Below are 17013 nucleotides of genomic sequence, written 5' to 3'. Positions count from 1 at the left end.
CGTAACATGCGCCGATGCCCTACTACCGCCGCTCGCTGACCGGCTCGACCTACTTTTTCACGGTCGTCACACACCGCCGCCGCCCCATCCTCTGCGACGATGCCGTTCGCACCGCCCTGCGCCACGCCATCGAACGCGTGCGTACCCGCCTGCCATTCACGACCGATGCGATGGTCCTGATGCCGGACCACCTGCACTGCATCTGGACGCTTCCCGACGACGATACCGATTTCTCGTCCCGCTGGTCGCAAATCAAACATCACGTTTCATCCACCTGCAATCGCTTGTATCCGATGACGCTGTCGCGATCGCGCCAACACCGTGGCGCTGGCTCTATCTGGCAACGCCGATTCTGGGAACACCAGATCCGGGATGAGATCGATATGGAACGGCACGTGGATTACATCCATTTCAACCCTGTAAAGCACGGACTGGTAACAGGCGCATCGCAATGGCCGTATTCGACGTTTGAGCGGCATGTGCGTGCCGGAGCGTATACAAGGGATTGGGGAGGCAATCCAGCATGTGAAGGCATGGAGTTCGAATAAGCCTCGCGACAACGCATCCTTGAGTTGAACGCGCGGTCGGCGAAGCCGACCACCCTACGTGCAACATGGTTCACAGGTATCCGCTAAGATTGCAGGCTCTGCAATTCACCATCCGGCCCTTGTGAACCGAAAGATCCTGATCGCGGCGCTTGCGGGCGCAGGCGTCGCCATTGCCGGCGCCGTCCTCTACTTCACTGATACCATCGAGCGCCAGCCGGGCGCGCTGGCCGTATTCACGCCGAAGGCGGCGAAGACGCTGCCCTTCTGGCCCGCCCGCGTCACCACGCTGGCCGGCGACGGCATTCCCGGCGCGGTCGACGGCCCCGCCGCGACCAGCCGCTTCGACGACCCATTCGGCGTCGCCCTCGACAGCCACGGCAAGGTCTATGTGGCCGATGCCGGCAACAGCAACCGCATCCGCACGATCGCGCCGGACGGCACCGTGGCCACCTTCGCCGGCGACAAGGAAGGCTTCGTCGACGGCAAAGGGACGGCGGCCGCCTTCCACACTCCGTCCGCGCTGGCCTTCGACCACGAGGGCAACCTCTACGTGGCCGACACCGGCAACCATGCGATCCGCAAGATTGCGAAAGACGGCACGGTGACCACGCTGGCCGGCAACGGTACGCGCGGCGAGCTGGATGGCATCGGCCGCGCCGCCCAGTTCAACGGCCCGGTCGGCCTGGCGGTGGACGATGCCGGCATCGTCTACGTGGCCGACACCTACAACGACCGCATCCGCCGCATCGGCCGCGACGGCACGGTGACGACCATCGCCGGCAGCGGCAAGCCGGGCCTGCTTGATGGCCTGGCGGCAGCGGCAAGCTTCGACACCCCGAGCGCCCTCGCGGTGACTACCAACGGCACGCTCTACGTGGCCGACACCGGCAACAACGCGATCCGCCGCATCGCGACCGACGGGTCGGTCACGACCATCGCCGCCCCCGCCGAGGGCGAGCGCCGTGCGCCGCTGCGCCGTCCGGTCGGGCTGGCGCTTACTCGCGACGGCTACCTGTACATCGCCGCCAGCTCGGGCGGGCGCATCCTGCAGCTCACCCCGGAAGGCGAATTCCGTCCGCTGCCGGATGCCGACGTGCCGGCCTCGAACGACGGCTTCGGCCCCGACGGCACGGTGCAGCTCTACGGCCCGCGCGGCATCGCGGTCGAGCGCGACGGCAGCCTGGTGGTGGCCGATGCCCAGGCCCACCGCCTGCACCGCCTTGCGAGCCCGCACCCCGATGAAGTCGCGCCCGTCCGCCCGCAGCCGGTGGCGGTCGCGCGCAAGGAACCGATGCCATGGCCGGTCGGCCCGCAGGACATGGTGCACGAGGTGGTCGGCGTGATGGGCGAGGTGCGCGGCAGCTACAACGGCGACAGCCGCGACCACTTCCACGCCGGCCTCGACGTGCGCGCCGACGTCGGCGCGAAGGTGCTGGCGGTATTCCCGTCCAAGGTCTCCGACCCGTACGCCAACTGGGGCTTCGATTCGCTCAGCGAAGGCATCAGCGTGGGCCCGCTCTCGTACATCCACATGCGCGTGGGCCGCGACACCCGCGGCCGGCCGCTCGATCCGCGTTTCCAGGTCATGCTGGGTGCGCGCGGCAAGGCCGAGCGCGTGCGCGTACCGCGCGGCACCCGTTTCGCCGTGGGCGACCCGCTCGGCACCATCAATGCGATGGCCCACGTCCACCTCGACTACTACCAGGGCGGCGCGGTGGTCAATCCGCTCAGCCTTCCTTTCGTCGGCTTCACCGATACCGTCGCGCCGCGCATCAACAGCATCGCCCTGTTCGGCAGCGCGGGCAAGCGCCTGCGGCCGCCAACCGGGACCCGCAAGCAACCGGTGCTGGACAAGCGCCTGCGCGTGCCGCGCTCGCTGGGCGAGGTGAACATCGTGGTCGACGCCTACGACCAGGTGGACGGCAACCTGGCACGGCGCCGCCTGGGCCTGTACAAGCTCGGCTACCAGCTGCTGCGCGCCGACGGCACGCCCGTGCCCGGCCATGAGCGCCCCCTGATCACGCAGGTCTACGACCGCCTGCCGCGCAACCCGGACGCGGTCAAGGCCGTCTATGCGCCCAACAGCGGCATCACCGTGTACGGCAGCAAGGCCACCCAGTTCGCCTATGCGCTGCACAGCCGCCTGCGCGATGGCGAAGTCGAGACCGGCAGTTGGCAACTCGGCGACGTCGCGCCGGGCGAATACATCCTGCGCATCTACGCCGCCGACTACGCTGGCCAGGTGGCGCTGGAAGGTCGCGACCTGGCCCTCGTCATCGAGTAAACCTATACTGAAAATCGGGCCGCGGAACATTCACGCCGCGGCGACATCCGAGCAAGATGACGCTTGCGACAGGAGGTCATCATGGACCGATACGACGTACTCATCGCCGGCGCAGGCCCCACCGGCATGGTGCTGGCGCTCGCGCTGGCAAAACAGGGCATCCGGGTCTGCATCGTCGACCAAGCCGAGGGGCCGGGCACGACCTCGCGCGCGATGGCGGTGCAGGCGCGCACGCTGGAGCTGTACCGGCCGCTCGGACTGGCCGACGAGGTGGCCGCAGCGGGCCGTCCGAATCCCTGCATCAACCTGTGGGTGCGCGGCAAGCGCCGCGCCCAGCTGTCGCTGCGCGACGCCGGCGCGCGCCTGACGCCCTACCCCTACGTGCTGATCTACCCGCAGGACGCGCACGAGCAGCTTCTGGTGCGCCACCTCGAGGCCGCCGGGGTCTCGGTGCTCCGCCGCACCGAGCTGGCCGGATTCGAAGAGCAGCAAGACCACGTCCTTGCCAGCCTGCGCCAGGCCGGCGGTGCAGACCTGCAGGTCGAGGCGCGCTACCTGGCCGGCTGCGACGGCGCCCGCTCCTTCGTGCGGCGCCAGCTCGGCACCGGCTTCGGCGGCGGCACCTACGACCACATCTTCTACGTCGCCGACGTGCAGTCGCGCGGCCAGGCCGCCAATGGCGAGATCCACCTGTCGCTCGAGACTTCGGACTTCGTCATCTTCCTCGGCTACGACGACCGGGGCCGCGGACGCCTGGTGGGCACGATACGTGATACAAGCGGCGACGAGCGCGGGGATGCGGCCGGCGCCCTCAGCTTCAAGGACGTCAGCCACCGCGCCATGGCCAGCCTCGGGCTGGAGGTCGACGAGGTGTACTGGTTCTCGACCTACCGCGTGCATCACCGGGTGAGCGACCACTACCGCAAGGGGCGCGCCTTCCTGCTGGGCGACGCCGCGCACGTGCACAGCCCGGCCGGCGGCCAGGGCATGAACACCGGGATCGGCGACGCCATCAACCTGGCCTGGAAGCTGGCCGCGGTGGTGCGCGGCGACGCGCCCGACAGCCTGCTCGACACCTACGAGAAGGAACGCATCGCCTTTGCCCGCAAGCTGGTCGACACCACCCGACCGCCTGTTCAGCTTCGTCACGGCGGAGAGCGGTTTCGCCGACTTCGTGCGCACCCGCATCGCTCCGACCTTCGCCAGCGCCGCCTACGGGGTCAAGCCGGTGCGCGAGATGATCTTCCGGATCCTGTCGCAGACCACGATCAGCTACCACGACAGCCCGCTGTCGAGCGGCGTGGCCGGCCGCGTGCATGGCGGCGACCGCCTGCCCTGGGTGGTGCGCGGGGAGGTCGACAATTACGCGCCGCCGGCCCGGATCGACTGGCAGGTGCACGTCTACGGCCAGGCCTACCCCGACCTGCGCGCCTGGTGCGACCGCCACGGCATGATCCTGCGCGAATTCGAATGGGGAGCGGAACACGAACAGGCCGGCTTCTGCCGCAATGCCGGCTACCTGCTGCGGCCGGACGGCTACGTGGCGCTGTGCGACCCGGGCGCCTCGGCGCAGGCGCTGGAAGACTATTTCTGCGACCTCGACTACGGGCGCTTCCGCGTGTGCATGCCTAGACCGGCTGTTCTATGAATTCCGCATAAGTGCTCAGGCCAAGAGCGAAATATGTAGACATAGATGTCTAGCTAATCTATTGTCGAGGCATTCCTCATCGATCACGGAGTGCTTCGCATGCTGAAACGATTCGCCGCCGCCCTGCTGCTGGCCGCCGCCGCCCTGCCCGGCATGGCGGCCGACCTGCCCAACCATCCCTTCATCCACGTCAGTGCGACCGCCGACCAGTACATCATGCCCGACGTCGGCGAGATCGACATCGACATCGTGTCGCTCGAACCCGATGCCGACGCCGCCTGGAAGCTCGTCAACGACAGGTTGGAGGCCAGCCGCGCGCTGTTCGCCGAGAACGGCATCGCGCCGGAAGATGTGCTCGTGCAGGATATCGTGCGCCGCCCGCGCAAGGTCGAGGTCCTGCCCGAGGGCCAGCCGCTGCCGATGGAAACCCGGGTCTCCCTGCACGTCACCGTGCGCAACCTGGACGGGTGGACGCCCATCATGCGCGCCCTGCTCGTCATGAAGGACCTCGAATCGCTGGCGGTTTCCTTCAACCGCAGCGACCGCGAGAAGGTCGAAGCGGACCTGCTCCAGCAGGCGATCGGCATGGCCAGGCTCAAGGCGAAGGACATCGCGCGCGGCATTGGCGCCAAACTGGGAACGGCGACCGGCGTGTCGATCGGGCCGCTGAAGAACCTGTCGAATGCGATGGGCATGTCCAGCGATTCGAACGCACGCGGGGGCGGCGGTGGCCGGCGCAGCGCGCGCACGGAAATGGCGCTGGTGCAGGCGATCCGCCTGGCGCAGTCGGTCGACGTGATCTACCGGATCGGCGGCAAATAAGCACTGCCCAGAAAAACAAAAAGCGCGCCATGTTCGCACAGGCGCGCGTTCTCCGGTCCACTGGACCGGCTCACTTTATCGTCGGGACCAGCTTATTTGGTCGCCAGCACCCATTTCACCAGGCTGCGGGCTTCGGCCTCGCTCACCTGCGGGTTGGCCGGCATCGGCACCGGACCCCAGACGCCCGCGCCGCCCTTCATCACTTTCTGCACCAGCTTGTCCTCGGCGCCTTTCTGGCCCTCGTATTTGGCAGCGACGTCCTTGTAGGACGGGCCAACCAGCTTGTTGGCTGCCGCGTGGCAAGCCATGCAATTCTTGGCCTTCGCCAGGTCGGCCTGTGCAAACGCGCCGCTGGACGCGAAGGCCGACATCACCACACACAACAACAACGAGCGTTTCATTTGTTTCTCCTGGTTTATAACGACTGCATTCTACCGTGGATTGGCCAAAGCTTCATGGGTCGATACACTCTGTAACGACCGTAACACCGAATGTTGATGAATTCCGACATGAGGAAAGATTTTTCCACACGGAAATAATTTTTCTTTGTAATATGCATGCCGAAGGAGTCATCCATGCCGCTCATCCTCTCCATCGTCGCCCTCTGCGGGCTGCGCTTTTTCGACGTCTGGCGCTTCGCCGACCTGTCGTGGTGGTATATCGTCGGCCTGATGGTGTTCGCCTTCGTCTGGTTCGAGTTCATCGAAAAGGCGCTCGGGCTGGACAAGAAAAAGGAACACAAGGTCCTGGACCATCACCGCGCGACCCGCGTGAAGCAAGCCTTCTCCAAACGCAGGAAGACCTGATACAGCAAGAGTCGGACCGGATAGTGTGATATGTTTTGCATATCACCGAGTCCAATCCATACACTGCGCGTATCAATGAACCTGGAACTCCGCCAGCTCCGCCATTTCGTCACGGTCGCCGAAGAACTGCATTTCGGCCGCGCCGCCGAGCGCCTGCACATGACGCAGCCGCCGCTCTCGCAAAGCATCGCCGGGCTGGAAGAGCTGCTCGGCGCCCCGCTGTTCCTGCGCAACCGCCGCCAGGTGGCGCTCACCGCCGCCGGCGCCGCCCTGCTGCCCGAGGCGCGCCGCCTGCTGGGCGACGCCGGCGCCCTGCCCGACCTGGTGCGCCGGGCCGCCGAAGGCAGGGCCGGCCGCCTGACCCTTTCCTTCGTCTCGACCGCCGACTACAGCGTGCTGCCCGCCATCCTGCAGCGCTACCGCGCCGCCTTCCCGGACGTGCAGCTGGTGCTGCGCGAAGCGACGTCCGACGTGCAGGCCGATGAATTGCTGGACGGGCGGATCGACGCCGGGTTCGTGATCCCGCCCCTGCCGGGACAGGCGGGCACGACCCTCGATTACAGGAAAGTGCTGGAAGAGCCGCTGATCCTGTGCGCGCCCGCCGGGCTGGATGCGCTCAAGGGTAGCGGACCGGTACGCCTGCGCGACTTGCCTTCGCTGCCGCTGGTGATCTTCCCGCGCGCCGCCGCGCCCGCCCTGTACGACGCCATCCTGTCGTGCTTCCGCGCGGCCGGCATCACCCCCGTCATCGGGCAGGAAGCGCTGCAGATGCAGACCATCGTCAGCCTGGTCTCCGGCGGCATGGGATTGGCACTTGTGCCACAATCCGTGTCGAACCTGATGCGCGCGGGCGTAGAATACCGTGCCCTGGCCGACCCGACGCCGCTGGCCGAAACGGGCCTGGCCTGGCGCCGCGACAGCGCCTCGCCCGTGCTCAGGGGCTTCCTGGATTTAATCGAGAAAGAGTAAAACGATGCTAGTACACCCGCAGCCGGATCCCATTGCCTTCGCCATCGGACCGGTGCAGATCCACTGGTATGGCCTGATGTACGTGGTGGCCTTCGCCCTGTTCCTGATCCTGGGCCGGGTGCGCATCCGCCAGCCGCACATCGCCGCGCAGGGCTGGAAGGCCGAGGACCTGGACGACATGCTGTTCTACGGCATGCTCGGCGTGGTGCTGGGCGGACGCCTGGGCGAAGTGCTGTTCTACCAGCCGCTCTACTTCCTCCAGCATCCGCTCGAGATCTTCATGGTCTGGCGCGGCGGCATGTCCTTCCACGGCGGCTTCCTGGGCGTGCTGATCGCCATGGCGCTGTGGGCCCGCAAGAGCAAGCGCAACCTGCTCGACGTGTACGACTTCATCGCGCCGATGGTGCCGCTCGGGTATGCCGCCGGCCGCCTGGGCAACTTCATCAACGCCGAGCTGCCGGGCCGCCTGGCCGACCCGAGCCTGCCCTGGGCCATGCTGTGGCCGGGCGTCGAAGGCCCGCGCCATCCGTCGCCGCTGTACCAGATGCTGCTCGACGGGATCGTCGTGTTCCTGATCCTGTGGCCGTATGCGCGCAAGCAGCGCCCGCGCCTGGCGGTGGGCGCGATGTTCACCCTGCTGTATGGCTGCGCGCGCTTCATCACCGAGTATTTCCGCGTGCCGGACTGGGAAACCACGGTGCTCGGCATGCCGATCACCTCGGGCCAGGTGCTGTCGCTGCCGATGATCGTCGGCGCCCTGGTCATGCTGGCCTGGGCTTATCGCCAGCCGAACGGGCGCGCGGCGCACGCCTAAGTAGCTGTTCCTTCAGGCGGGCGTGAGCGCCCGCTGCAAATCCTCCAGCGTGGCCGGCTTGGTCAGGTGCAGGTCGAAGCCGGCGCCGAGTGCCTGGGCCACGTCGGCGCGCTGGCCGTAGCCGGTCAGCGCCACCAGCCGCAGCGCCGGCGCCGCGGCGCGCAGCAGCGCCGCCAGCGCGTAGCCATCCATGTCGGGCAGGCCGATGTCGAGGATCGCGACGTCCGGCGCCTGCTTGTGCACCTCCTCCGCCGCAGCCGCCGCCGTACCCGCGATGCGCACCGTGTGCCCGAGGTAATCGAGCACCGCGGCGGTTGCCCGGAGCGCGTCCAGGTTGTCGTCGACCACCAGCACGTCGAGCAGGTGCGCCTGCGCCGCGGCCGGCGCTTCCGCTTCCTTCGATGGCGCCGCTCCGAGCGGCAGCAGCACCTCGAAGCGGCTGCCCTTGCCCGGGCCCTCGCTGTGGGCCGACACCGTTCCCCCGTGCAGCTCGACGATGCGGCGCACGATCGCCAGGCCCAGCCCGAGTCCGCCTGCATGGCGCGCCAGCGGCTGCCTGGCCTGGAAGAAGGGATCGAACACGCGCTCCAGCATCTCCCGGTCCATGCCGACGCCGTCGTCGCTCACCGCCAGGCGTGCCTGGCCTTCCTCGACCAGTAGCTGGACGCCGGTCATGTCCTTGCCGAAGCGCGCCGCGTTGGTCAAGAGGTTGTTCAGCACCTGCGTCAGGCGGCTCTCGTCGCCCAGCACCCAGGCCTCGACCGGCGCGTGCGCCTCGACGGCGCGCCCCGGCGCTGCCGGGAACGAAGCCGTCACGTGGCGCACCAGCTCGGCCAGGTTAACCGGGCGCAGGTCGATGCGCAGCTTGCCGCTGGTGATGCGCGAGACGTCGAGCAGGTCGTCGACCAGGCGCTTGAGGTGATTCGTCTGGCGCCGCAGGATGGCGCGCTCGCGCTGGTTCGACGCCTCGTTGCGCAGGTCCATCAGGTCGAGCGAGGCGACGATCGGGCTGAGCGGATTGCGCAGCTCGTGGCCGAGCATGGCCAGGAATTCGTCCTTCACGCGCGAAGCGCTGCGGCTGTCGTCCAGCGCGCGCTCGAGCGATGCCAGCAACTGCGAGCGTTCGGCCTCGTGGGCGTCGCGCAGGGCCGCGGCGGCCATCAGCGCGCGTCCGGTCTCGTCGATCTCGCTGATGCGCGAGGGCGGGACCGACACCGGCAGGCCAGCGCCCAGCGCGGCGCCGCCGCGCTGCAGGCTGTGGAAGGCGCGCACGATGCGGTGCGACAGCAGGCTGGCGAGCAGCATGCAGGCCAGCAGCGATGCCGCCAGGCCGGCCGCGTACAGGGCGATACCCTGCATCGACGCCGGCGCCAGCGCCGAGGGCGGCACGCCGATCGCCACCGCCCAGCCGTAGCGCGAGCGGGTGAAGGCCGACATCACCGGCGCGCCCTCCAGCGTGACGGTCTCGCCCACCGCCTCCTGCCTGGGGTCTTGCATCAGCTTGACCAGCGAGGCGCTGGGCGGACCGCCGACCGTGTGCCGGTGCTCCTTCGAGCGGGCGACGATGGCGCCGCCGCCATCCATGATCGAGATCACCGAATTGCCCGGCACCTTCTGGCGCTCCAGCACGCGCAGCATGCGGCCGGGCTGGATCACCGCGCTCAGGACGTAGCGGCGCCCCGCGTCATCGAGCACCGGAACGCGCACCGGGAAGGCGGCGCGGCCGCCCTTGCCGAGCGCGACCCGGCCGGCCAGCGGCTGGCCGCTGTCGGCCGCCTGGCGCAAGCTGGCGGGGTCGGCGATGATGCCGCCCGGCCCGCCGAAGGGCGCATTGCTGCGGAACAGGATGGCGCCGCTGGCGTCGGTCAGGATCACGGCCAGCCATTCCGGCTGGGCCGCCACGTGCTTGCGGGCGATCCCGTGGACGGCGCGCAGGTCGCCGGTAGCCATCGCCGGGGAGCGCGCCATGCCGGCCAGGGCCGCCACCGCGCCATCGAGCTCGGCGTCGACGGCGCTCGACAGCGCACGCGCGAGGTCGAGCAGGTGACGCTGCTGCTCGCGCTGCTGGTATTCGCTGACGAGGTGCAGGCCCCACACGCCCAGCAGCGCCAGCGGCAGCAGGCCGAGGGCGGTGAGCAGCACCAGCAGGCGCCGGAGCGAAACGGTGGAGCCCTGGCGCAGCAGCATGGGATCGGCCTATGTCGGAAACGGACATTATAGGCACAATGCCGGCACGCCCCCGGGAAATGGCCGGGGCCGGCTGTTACTCGAAATCTTCGGCCAGGTTCTTCCAGCCGCGGCTCTTGGCGAAGGCGGTGAACTCCTCGGGCGCCTCGAGCACGATCAACTTGCTCTCCTGCAGGCCGGGATCGCTGTGGCCGAAGTCCGGCCCTTTATAGCCGAGCGTGCGCAGGCGCTCGATGATCTGGCGCACCAGCACCGCGTCCTTGTAGGCGCCGGGCTCGAGCCTGGCCTTGAAGTCCACGTACACGTCGATGATCCCGTAGCCCTCGTCGAAGATGCGGATCGCCTCCACGTCGAGGGTACGGCCGTTGCCGTCCTTGGCCTGGAAGGGGCCGGACAGCTCGATGTCGGAATCAGTAGTCATGGTTCCAGCATACCACCGCCCGGCCCCGGGCGCGTGCGTGTTGGCTTTTCAGTCATAATGCCGAGGGATGCCAATCGGGGAGAACAAGCAGGACATGGAACGGCCGGGACGCGCGCGGCGCAATCGATGGTGGCTGGCGCTGGCTGGGCTGGCGCTGCTGGCGCTCGCCGCGTTCTTCTTCATGTGGCGCCCCGCCCTGCCCGCGCAGGCGGCGCCGGCGCGCTTCGACAGCGCGCTGGTGGCGCGCGGCGCCAATTTGTCGAAGCTGGGCATGTGCGCGGCCTGCCACACGGTCGACCCGAGCAAACCCTTTGCCGGCGGGCTGGCAGTGAAGACGCCCTTCGGCACCGTCCACAGCACCAACATCACCCCGCACGCAAGCACCGGCATCGGTGCCTGGAGCTTCGAGGCCTTCGAGCGCGCGATGCGCCAGGGCGTCTCGCGCGACGGCCGCCTGCTCTACCCCGCCTTCCCCTATAACCACTACACGAAACTGGCGCCGGACGACATGCGCGCCCTGTACGCCTACTTCATGACGCGTCCGGCCCTGGCCGCCCCGGCGCGCGAGAACCAGATGACCTTCCCCTTCGGTTTCCGTCCCCTGGTCGCCTTCTGGAACCTGCTCTACCTCGACGAATCGCCCTGGGAGATTGATGCGCGCCAGCCGGCCGACTGGAACCGCGGCGCCTACGTCGCCAATGTGCTGGCCCACTGCAGCGCATGCCACACGCCGCGCACCCTGCTCGGCGGACCGGACCTGCAGCGCCGCTTCGACGGCGGCGATGCGGGCGGCTGGTACGCCCCGGCGCTCAACAGCAAGTCGCCCTCGCCCTTGCCGTGGAGCCGGGAACACCTGGAGGAATACCTGCGCACCGGCATCGCGCCCGAACACGCCGTGGCGGGCGGGCCGATGCAGGACGTGGTGGTCAACCTGGGCCAGGCCGATGCCGCGGACGTCGCCGCCCTCGCCACCTACATCCACGGTTACCTGAAACAGGCGCCGGCGCGCGCGACACCCGCGCAGCAGGCCGGCCCGCTGCCCGCGCCGTCGGACAAGGATCCCGAGCTGGCACAAATGAAGCTCGGCTACGAGACCTATGCGATGGCCTGCGCCAGCTGCCACGATGCCGGACGCAGCCCCAGCTCCGGCGCCGCCCTGCAGCTGCAGAAGGCGGTGGCCCTGTACGACCCGGACCCGCGCAGCCTGGTGCGCATCATCCGCGAAGGCATCGTGCCGCCCGAAGGGGAACCGGGGCGCTGGATGCCCGGCTTCGCCACCCTTCTGGGCGACCAGCAGGTGACGGCGCTGGCCGCCTACCTGCGCCGTTATGGCGCAGGGGCCGAGCCCTGGGCCGACCTGGACGACACCGTGAAGAAGACGAGACAGCCATGACCACCTTCAAGCTGCAGGTTAACGGCAAGCCGCAGGAAGTCGACGTCGACGCCGACACGCCGCTGCTCTACGTGCTGCGCAACGACCTGAAACTCAACGGCGCCAAGTTCGGCTGCGGCCTGGGACAGTGCGGCTCCTGCACCGTGATGCTCGACAAGGAACCCGTGATGTCCTGCCTGCTGCCGGTGTCGATGGTGGGCAGCCGCGCCGTGCGCACGGTGGAATCGGGCGGCACGCGCTGGGTGCCGAGCGTGGTGCTGCAGCAGGCCTTCATCGAGGAGCAGGCGGCGCAGTGCGGCTACTGCATCGCCGGCATGATCATGCGCGCCACCGCCCTGTTCGAGCAGGTGGCCTCGCCCACCGATGCCCAGATCAAGGCCTGGATGCAGCCGAATCTGTGCCGCTGCGGCACCCACCTGCGCATCCTGCGCGCGGTGCGCCGCGCCGCCGACGTGCTCAAGGCCCAGCCGATCCGGAACTACTGATGAACGATTCCCCCAAGCGCCCCGGCCGGCGCCGCTTCCTTGCAAGCGGCGGCGCCCTGACGCTGTCCTTCGCGCTGCCGCTGCGCGCCGCGCCCGGCGCCCTGCCCGGCAGCCTGGAACGCGAACCCTGGCTCGACGCCTGGATCCGCGTGGGCGGCGACAACCGCGTGAGCATCTTCACCGGCAAGGTGGAGCTGGGCCAGGGCATCAAGACCGCCCTGTTGCAGGTGGCCGCGCACGAGCTGCAGATCGATCCCGGACGCCTGGTGCTGGAAACCGCCGACACCGAGCGCTCGCCCGACGAAGGCTATACCGCCGGCAGCCACTCGATGCAGGACAGCGCCACCGCCATCCGCCACGCGGCGGCCCAAGTACGCGCGCAGCTAGCGGAAAAGGCCGCGGCACACTTGAAGGTGCCGGCCGCCACGCTGATGCAGGACAACAGCGTGTTCCGCACGCCCGACGGACGGCGCGTGAGCTTCAGCGAACTGGTGGCCGGCAGCGAGCAGCACGTGCGCGCGACAAGCGCCCTGCCGCCGCGCACGCCCAACGCGCGGCGCCTCATCGGGGTGACGCTGCCGCGGGTCGACATCCCCGGCAAGCTGAAGGGCCATGTCGCCTACGTCCAGGACCTGCGCCTGCCCGCCATGATGCATGGCCGCGTGGTGCGCCCGCCCTCCCCGAGCGCGCGCCTGGTCTCGGTGGACAAGGCGGCGGTGGCGCGCTTGCCTGGCGTGCTCGAAGTCGTGCAGGACGGGCGCTTCCTGGCCGTGATCGCGGACGAGGAATACCGCGCGGTGAAGGCGGCCAAGGCGCTGGCGCGCGCCGCGCGCTGGGAGGTGCCGGCCAGCTTGCCGGCCGGCCGCGACCTGGCCGCGCTGGTGCGCAGCCTGCCCGCGACGGCGGAGCAGGTGCTGGCCCAGGGCAAGCCGGGGACGCCCGGCAAGACGCTGCGGGCCAGCTACACCCGCCCCTTCCAGCTGCATGCCTCGATCGGCCCCTCGTGCGCGATCGCGCTGCTGGACGGAGGCCGCTACACGGTGTGGACCCATTCGCAGGGCATATTCCCGCTGCGCCGCGCCCTGGCCGAGCTGCTTGGCGCGCCCGAGGAAGCGGTGCGCTGCATCCATGCCGAGGGCTCCGGCTGCTACGGCCATAACGGCGCCGACGACGTCGCCGCCGACGCGGCGCTGATGGCGCGCGCCTTCCCCGGCATCCCAATCCGGGTGCAGTGGATGCGCGAGGACGAACATGCGTGGGAACCCTTCGGCCCGGCGATGGTGGCGGACGTCGCGGCCACGCTCGACGCGAGCGGCAGGATCGTCGACTGGCAGTACGAGGTCTGGAGCCAGTCGCACAACACCCGGCCCGGCAAGGCCGGCAACCTGCTGGCCGCCACCCTGCTGGCCAAGCCCTTCACGCCGCCCACGCCGAAGCCGATTCCGCAACCCCAGGGCAGCGGCGACCGCAACGCCATTCCCTATTACGTGTTGCCGAACGCGCGCGTGACCCACCGCTTCCAGCCGGCCGGGCCGTTCCGCACCTCGGCGGTACGCTCGCTGGGCGCCTACTGCAACGTGTTCGCGATCGAGAGCTTCATGGACGAGCTGGCGCGGGCGGCCGGCCTGGATCCGGTGGCTTTCCGCCTGCGCCACCTGGCGGATCCGCGCGCCATCGAGACGGTCAAGCTGGCGGCGGCCAAGTTCGGCTGGGACGGCTACAGGAAGACGCCCCGGCGCGGGCGCGGCTTCGCATTCGCCCGCTACAAGAACCTGGCGGCCTACTGCGCCGTCGCGCTGGAAGTCGAGGTGGCGCTGGACACCGGCTTCGTGCGCATCGTGCGCGCCGATGCCGCCGTCGACTGCGGCGAAGTGGTGAGTCCCGACGGGGTGCGCAACCAGATCGAGGGCGGCATCGTCCAATCGAGCAGCTGGACCCTGCTGGAGCAGGTGCGCTTCGACGCCAGCCAGGTGCTCAGCCAGGACTGGGCCGGCTATCCGATCCTGCGCTTCAACGGGGTGCCGGACAAGGTCGACGTGCACCTGCTGGACCGCCCGGGCCAGCCCTTCCTCGGCACCGGCGAGGCGGCCCAGGGGCCGGCCGCGGCGGCGCTGGCCAATGCGGTGGCCAACGCCTGCGGCAGGCGCGTGCGCGATTTGCCGCTCAATCGCGAGCGCATGCGCAAGTTGGTTACGGGTTGACGGCCTTCCAGAACATGTAGGCCGCAAGCAGGTACAGGATCACCGCGAACACCTTCTGCAGCTGCCGCACCGGCATCTTGTGCGCGGTGCGCGCGCCGACCGGCGCCATGGTGACGCTGGCCAGCACGATGATGGCCAGCGCCGGCAGGTAAATGAAACCGAGCGACCAGTCCGGCAAGCCCGGCTCGCCCCAGCCGAACCAGATGTTCGAGAGGGTTCCGGAGAGCGCGATCGGAAAGCCCAGCGCCGCACTGGTGGCCACCGCATTGTGGATGCGCACGCCGCACCAGGTCATGAAGGGCACCGACACGAAGCCGCCGCCGGCGCCGACGATGCCCGACAGGGTGCCGATCAGGCCACCGGTGGCGAACATGCCCGGCGCGCCCGGCAGCGCGCGCGACGCGGCGGGCTTTTTACCGATCAGCATCTGGGTCGCCGAGAAGGCGACGAACACGCCGAAGAAGGCTGCCAGCACCGTGGAATCCATCTGCTTGCCGATCCAGGGCCCGATCCAGGAACCGAGCAGGATGCCCGGCGCCAGCAGCTTCACCACCGGCCACAGGACCGCGCCGTGCTGGTGGTGGGCGCGCACCGAGGACAGGGAAGTGAACAGGATGGTCGCGAGCGAGGTGGCGATCGCCATGTGGATGGTCAGCTCGGGCGCAAAGCCGCGCGCGGTGAAGATCATCGTGATGAAGGGGACCAGCACCATGCCGCCGCCGATGCCGAGCAGCCCGGCCGCGAAGCCGCCGAAGGTGCCCATCGCCAGCAGCGCCAGGATCAGGGTGAGGTCCATCAGCGCTTCCCTTCGCGCACCAGCGTAAGGATGGCGTTCCACTCGGCCGCCGTCACCGGCGACACCGACAGCCGGCTGCCCTTCTGCAGCAGCACCATGTCTTCCAACGCCGGTATGCTACGCATCTCCGTCAACGGAAGGTAGCGCCCCGCTTCCACCGCACGCACGTCGACCGAGATCCAGCGCGGATTTTCCTGGGTGGCCTTGGGGTCGTGGTAGGGAGAGGACGGGTCGAACTGGGTCGCATCCGGATACGGGCCGCTCGCCACCTCGGCGATGCCGGCCACGCCGGGCAGCGCGCAGCTGGAGTGGTAGAACAGGACGCCGTCGCCGACCGACATGGCGTCGCGCAGAAAATTGCGCGCCTGGTAGTTACGTACGCCGTACCAGGACACGGTTTGCTCCGGCGCGGCCAGCACGTCGTCGAAACTGACGTCGTCCGGCTCCGATTTCATCAACCAATAACGCATGCAATCTCCATCGACAAAAAAAAGCGGCTGCGTACCGAAGTGCGCAACCGCTCGTGTGTGTAGCCCCGCCTGTGTCGTTATTGCCGGCATCCCGAACCAAAAGGCTCAAGGTGGTCGCAGTCAGCTCAATTTCGGGTTCGTCAGACTAGTGACGCTCGCGCCCACCAAGCATGTCCCACAACCTATGCGAAAGAATGGTTCAAGGAATATATGACAAATCTCGAACACCGCAGGGTAGAGCGCAGTTTACTCCGTTGGCCGAGCATGTCAATCGAATCTGAACCTCAAGACAGATTTTCCTGCGGCGCCAGGGCCTGGTCCAGCACCGTGTGCATCGCCTCGAGCTTCTGCTTGACTTCCAGGATCGACATGTCGGACAGCGGGCCCTGGGGCGATTTGACCGACAGGAATTCGGCCGCCACGCTGAGCGCCGCCATGACGGCGATGCGGTCGGTGCCCCTGACCTTGCCCGAGTCGCGCAGCGCGCACATCTTGCCGTCCAGGTAGCTGACCGCTTCGCGCAGGGTGCGCTCTTCGCCTTCGCGGCAGGCCAGGCGGTAGGACTGGCCCATGATGGTGCAATCAAGATGGATCATTGGCTGGCCTCGTTCGGCTCGCCGGCCTCAGGACCGGCATCGGCTGCATCGTCCGCTTCGCCTTCCGGCGCGGGCAACTGCTCGAGCAGCGCCTCCACGCGGCGCTGCGCCTCGATCAGCCGCTCCTTGAACGCGATGTTCTCGGCGCTCAGCAGGTGGTTGGCCTGGCGCAGCAGGTAGTTCTCGGCGCGCAGCGACTGGGTCAGCTGGGCGAGCCGGTCGATCTTGTCGGAGAGGTCTTGAAATTCGGAAATCATTCGACACTATAGGACTGAGATGGTTTTTCCGTCAACCGAATCGCGCCCCCATTCAGGAGGGAAGCGCTCGGGGCCATAGCATACAGCATCCGTGCGGCGTCCCGGCGCTATCCGGTGTACCCTGCCCGGCCATTGCTCGAATGCCACCGCCGACAGTGTACAACCCATCTATTGGATTGTGTTTTCGCAAAAAAGTCGGTTCGATCCCACACATTCCCGCTTGAAATGGGGTGTTATCGTCCCTATAATCACCTTCGTGTTAGCACTCGGCAGCCTAGAGTGCTAACAAACCGAAGCACAAATTTTCCCAGCCGCC

General features: G+C 68.3%; 17 protein-coding genes, 1 other RNA gene and 1 pseudogene. 11 read left to right on the top strand and 8 right to left on the bottom strand.

Features of this window, described 5'->3' with window-relative positions; translation table 11 throughout:
- Positions 1-14: 14 nt before the first annotated feature.
- The 5 genes and pseudogenes from YWC_RS0109635 (at position 15) to YWC_RS0109615 (ending at position 5302) form a co-directional block, all read left to right on the top strand.
- Positions 15-548, top strand: coding sequence for an REP-associated tyrosine transposase (locus YWC_RS0109635; protein WP_027865173.1), 534 nt, complete (start codon positions 15-17; stop codon positions 546-548).
- A 121-nt stretch (positions 549-669) separates the two neighbouring features.
- A complete protein-coding gene (locus YWC_RS0109630; RefSeq protein WP_027865172.1) occupies positions 670-2832 on the top strand; it encodes an NHL repeat-containing protein in 2163 nt (720 codons plus the stop codon).
- Positions 2833-2913: 81 nt separating this feature from the next.
- Positions 2914-3894: pseudogene (locus tag YWC_RS33690) on the top strand (FAD-dependent oxidoreductase); the annotation flags it as partial.
- A gap of 37 nt (positions 3895-3931) precedes the next feature.
- Positions 3932-4480 (top strand): hypothetical protein, encoded by a 549-nt coding sequence (locus YWC_RS33685; RefSeq protein ID WP_229413068.1) that lies wholly within the window; start codon positions 3932-3934, stop codon positions 4478-4480.
- A gap of 99 nt (positions 4481-4579) precedes the next feature.
- The gene (locus YWC_RS0109615; protein WP_027865169.1) at positions 4580-5302 is read left to right on the top strand and encodes an SIMPL domain-containing protein; all 723 of its coding nucleotides are present in this window, start codon (positions 4580-4582) and stop codon (positions 5300-5302) included.
- Between the two features lie 92 nt (positions 5303-5394).
- On the opposite strand, the gene YWC_RS0109610 is transcribed toward YWC_RS0109615, so the two are convergent.
- The gene (locus YWC_RS0109610; RefSeq protein ID WP_027865168.1) at positions 5395-5703 is read right to left on the bottom strand and encodes a c-type cytochrome; all 309 of its coding nucleotides are present in this window, start codon (positions 5701-5703) and stop codon (positions 5395-5397) included.
- Between the two features lie 174 nt (positions 5704-5877).
- Here YWC_RS0109610 and YWC_RS0109600 point away from each other — a divergent pair, with 174 nt between their 5' ends.
- From YWC_RS0109600 to lgt, 3 genes are all read left to right on the top strand, one after another.
- Positions 5878-6108, top strand: a complete 231-nt coding sequence (locus tag YWC_RS0109600; protein WP_027865167.1) for a TIGR04438 family Trp-rich protein — start codon at positions 5878-5880, stop codon at positions 6106-6108.
- A 75-nt stretch (positions 6109-6183) separates the two neighbouring features.
- Positions 6184-7077 (top strand): LysR family transcriptional regulator, encoded by an 894-nt coding sequence (locus tag YWC_RS0109595; RefSeq protein WP_027865166.1) that lies wholly within the window; start codon positions 6184-6186, stop codon positions 7075-7077.
- A 4-nt stretch (positions 7078-7081) separates the two neighbouring features.
- Entirely contained in the window at positions 7082-7891 is an 810-nt protein-coding gene (gene lgt / locus YWC_RS0109590) for a prolipoprotein diacylglyceryl transferase (RefSeq protein WP_027865165.1), read from the top strand.
- Between the two features lie 12 nt (positions 7892-7903).
- Here the strand turns inward: lgt and YWC_RS0109585 are convergent, their stop codons facing one another.
- The gene (locus tag YWC_RS0109585) at positions 7904-10078 is read right to left on the bottom strand and encodes a hybrid sensor histidine kinase/response regulator (RefSeq protein ID WP_027865164.1); all 2175 of its coding nucleotides are present in this window, start codon (positions 10076-10078) and stop codon (positions 7904-7906) included.
- Between the two features lie 76 nt (positions 10079-10154).
- On the bottom strand, positions 10155-10499 hold the full coding sequence (locus YWC_RS0109580; protein ID WP_027865163.1) for a hypothetical protein: 345 nt from the start codon (positions 10497-10499) through the stop codon (positions 10155-10157).
- Between the two features lie 94 nt (positions 10500-10593).
- Between YWC_RS0109580 and YWC_RS0109575 the strand changes: the two genes are divergently transcribed.
- Genes YWC_RS0109575 through YWC_RS0109565 form a run of 3 tightly spaced genes read left to right on the top strand, consistent with a single transcriptional unit; the run spans position 10594 to position 14578 of the window.
- Positions 10594-11892 carry a cytochrome c gene (locus YWC_RS0109575; protein ID WP_169728104.1) on the top strand — a complete coding sequence of 433 codons (1299 nt, stop codon included), beginning with the start codon at positions 10594-10596 and terminating at the stop codon, positions 11890-11892.
- On the top strand, positions 11889-12377 hold the full coding sequence (locus YWC_RS0109570) for a (2Fe-2S)-binding protein (RefSeq protein WP_027865161.1): 489 nt from the start codon (positions 11889-11891) through the stop codon (positions 12375-12377). The genes YWC_RS0109575 and YWC_RS0109570 overlap by 4 nt, the downstream gene beginning before the upstream one ends.
- Positions 12377-14578, top strand: a complete 2202-nt coding sequence (locus tag YWC_RS0109565) for a molybdopterin cofactor-binding domain-containing protein (RefSeq protein WP_027865160.1) — start codon at positions 12377-12379, stop codon at positions 14576-14578. The genes YWC_RS0109570 and YWC_RS0109565 overlap by 1 nt, the downstream gene beginning before the upstream one ends.
- Here the strand turns inward: YWC_RS0109565 and YWC_RS0109560 are convergent.
- From YWC_RS0109560 to YWC_RS0109545, 5 genes are all read right to left on the bottom strand, one after another.
- Complete coding sequence (locus YWC_RS0109560; protein ID WP_027865159.1) at positions 14568-15374, bottom strand: sulfite exporter TauE/SafE family protein; 807 nt, start codon at positions 15372-15374, stop codon at positions 14568-14570. The genes YWC_RS0109565 and YWC_RS0109560 overlap by 11 nt on opposite strands.
- Positions 15374-15844: an EVE domain-containing protein gene (locus tag YWC_RS0109555; protein ID WP_027865158.1), complete on the bottom strand. Its 471-nt coding sequence runs from the start codon at positions 15842-15844 to the stop codon at positions 15374-15376. Before YWC_RS0109555 ends, YWC_RS0109560 begins: the two co-directional genes overlap by 1 nt.
- A gap of 58 nt (positions 15845-15902) precedes the next feature.
- Positions 15903-16083, bottom strand: a non-coding RNA gene (gene ssrS / locus YWC_RS32015) — 6S RNA.
- A 45-nt stretch (positions 16084-16128) separates the two neighbouring features.
- Positions 16129-16440, bottom strand: a complete 312-nt coding sequence (locus YWC_RS0109550) for a cell division protein ZapA (protein WP_027865157.1) — start codon at positions 16438-16440, stop codon at positions 16129-16131.
- On the bottom strand, positions 16437-16697 hold the full coding sequence (locus YWC_RS0109545; protein ID WP_027865156.1) for a hypothetical protein: 261 nt from the start codon (positions 16695-16697) through the stop codon (positions 16437-16439). Before YWC_RS0109545 ends, YWC_RS0109550 begins: the two co-directional genes overlap by 4 nt.
- Between the last annotated feature and the right edge of the window lie 316 nt (positions 16698-17013).

The organism is Massilia alkalitolerans DSM 17462, from assembly GCF_000427785.1.
Classification (GTDB): domain Bacteria; phylum Pseudomonadota; class Gammaproteobacteria; order Burkholderiales; family Burkholderiaceae_D; genus Telluria; species Telluria alkalitolerans.
Note: the sequence above shows the minus strand (reverse complement) of the source record. Positions and strands in the feature narration are given on the sequence as shown.

Bases quoted from the DNA above. Each gene is read 5' to 3' on its own strand.
- YWC_RS0109635 (WP_027865173.1), top strand. From the start codon at position 15: ATGCCCTACTACCGCCGCTCGCTGACCGGCTCGACCTACTTTTTCACG.
- YWC_RS0109615 (WP_027865169.1), top strand. From the start codon at position 4,580: ATGCTGAAACGATTCGCCGCCGCCCTGCTGCTGGCCGCCGCCGCCCTG.
- YWC_RS0109610 (WP_027865168.1), bottom strand. From the start codon at position 5,703: ATGAAACGCTCGTTGTTGTTGTGTGTGGTGATGTCGGCCTTCGCGTCC.
- YWC_RS0109600 (WP_027865167.1), top strand. From the start codon at position 5,878: ATGCCGCTCATCCTCTCCATCGTCGCCCTCTGCGGGCTGCGCTTTTTC.
- YWC_RS0109595 (WP_027865166.1), top strand. From the start codon at position 6,184: ATGAACCTGGAACTCCGCCAGCTCCGCCATTTCGTCACGGTCGCCGAA.
- lgt (WP_027865165.1), top strand. From the start codon at position 7,082: ATGCTAGTACACCCGCAGCCGGATCCCATTGCCTTCGCCATCGGACCG.
- YWC_RS0109585 (WP_027865164.1), bottom strand. From the start codon at position 10,078: ATGCTGCTGCGCCAGGGCTCCACCGTTTCGCTCCGGCGCCTGCTGGTG.
- YWC_RS0109580 (WP_027865163.1), bottom strand. From the start codon at position 10,499: ATGACTACTGATTCCGACATCGAGCTGTCCGGCCCCTTCCAGGCCAAG.
- YWC_RS0109575 (WP_169728104.1), top strand. From the start codon at position 10,594: ATGGAACGGCCGGGACGCGCGCGGCGCAATCGATGGTGGCTGGCGCTG.
- YWC_RS0109570 (WP_027865161.1), top strand. From the start codon at position 11,889: ATGACCACCTTCAAGCTGCAGGTTAACGGCAAGCCGCAGGAAGTCGAC.
- YWC_RS0109565 (WP_027865160.1), top strand. From the start codon at position 12,377: ATGAACGATTCCCCCAAGCGCCCCGGCCGGCGCCGCTTCCTTGCAAGC.
- YWC_RS0109560 (WP_027865159.1), bottom strand. From the start codon at position 15,374: ATGGACCTCACCCTGATCCTGGCGCTGCTGGCGATGGGCACCTTCGGC.
- YWC_RS0109555 (WP_027865158.1), bottom strand. From the start codon at position 15,844: ATGCGTTATTGGTTGATGAAATCGGAGCCGGACGACGTCAGTTTCGAC.
- YWC_RS0109550 (WP_027865157.1), bottom strand. From the start codon at position 16,440: ATGATCCATCTTGATTGCACCATCATGGGCCAGTCCTACCGCCTGGCC.
- YWC_RS0109545 (WP_027865156.1), bottom strand. From the start codon at position 16,697: ATGATTTCCGAATTTCAAGACCTCTCCGACAAGATCGACCGGCTCGCC.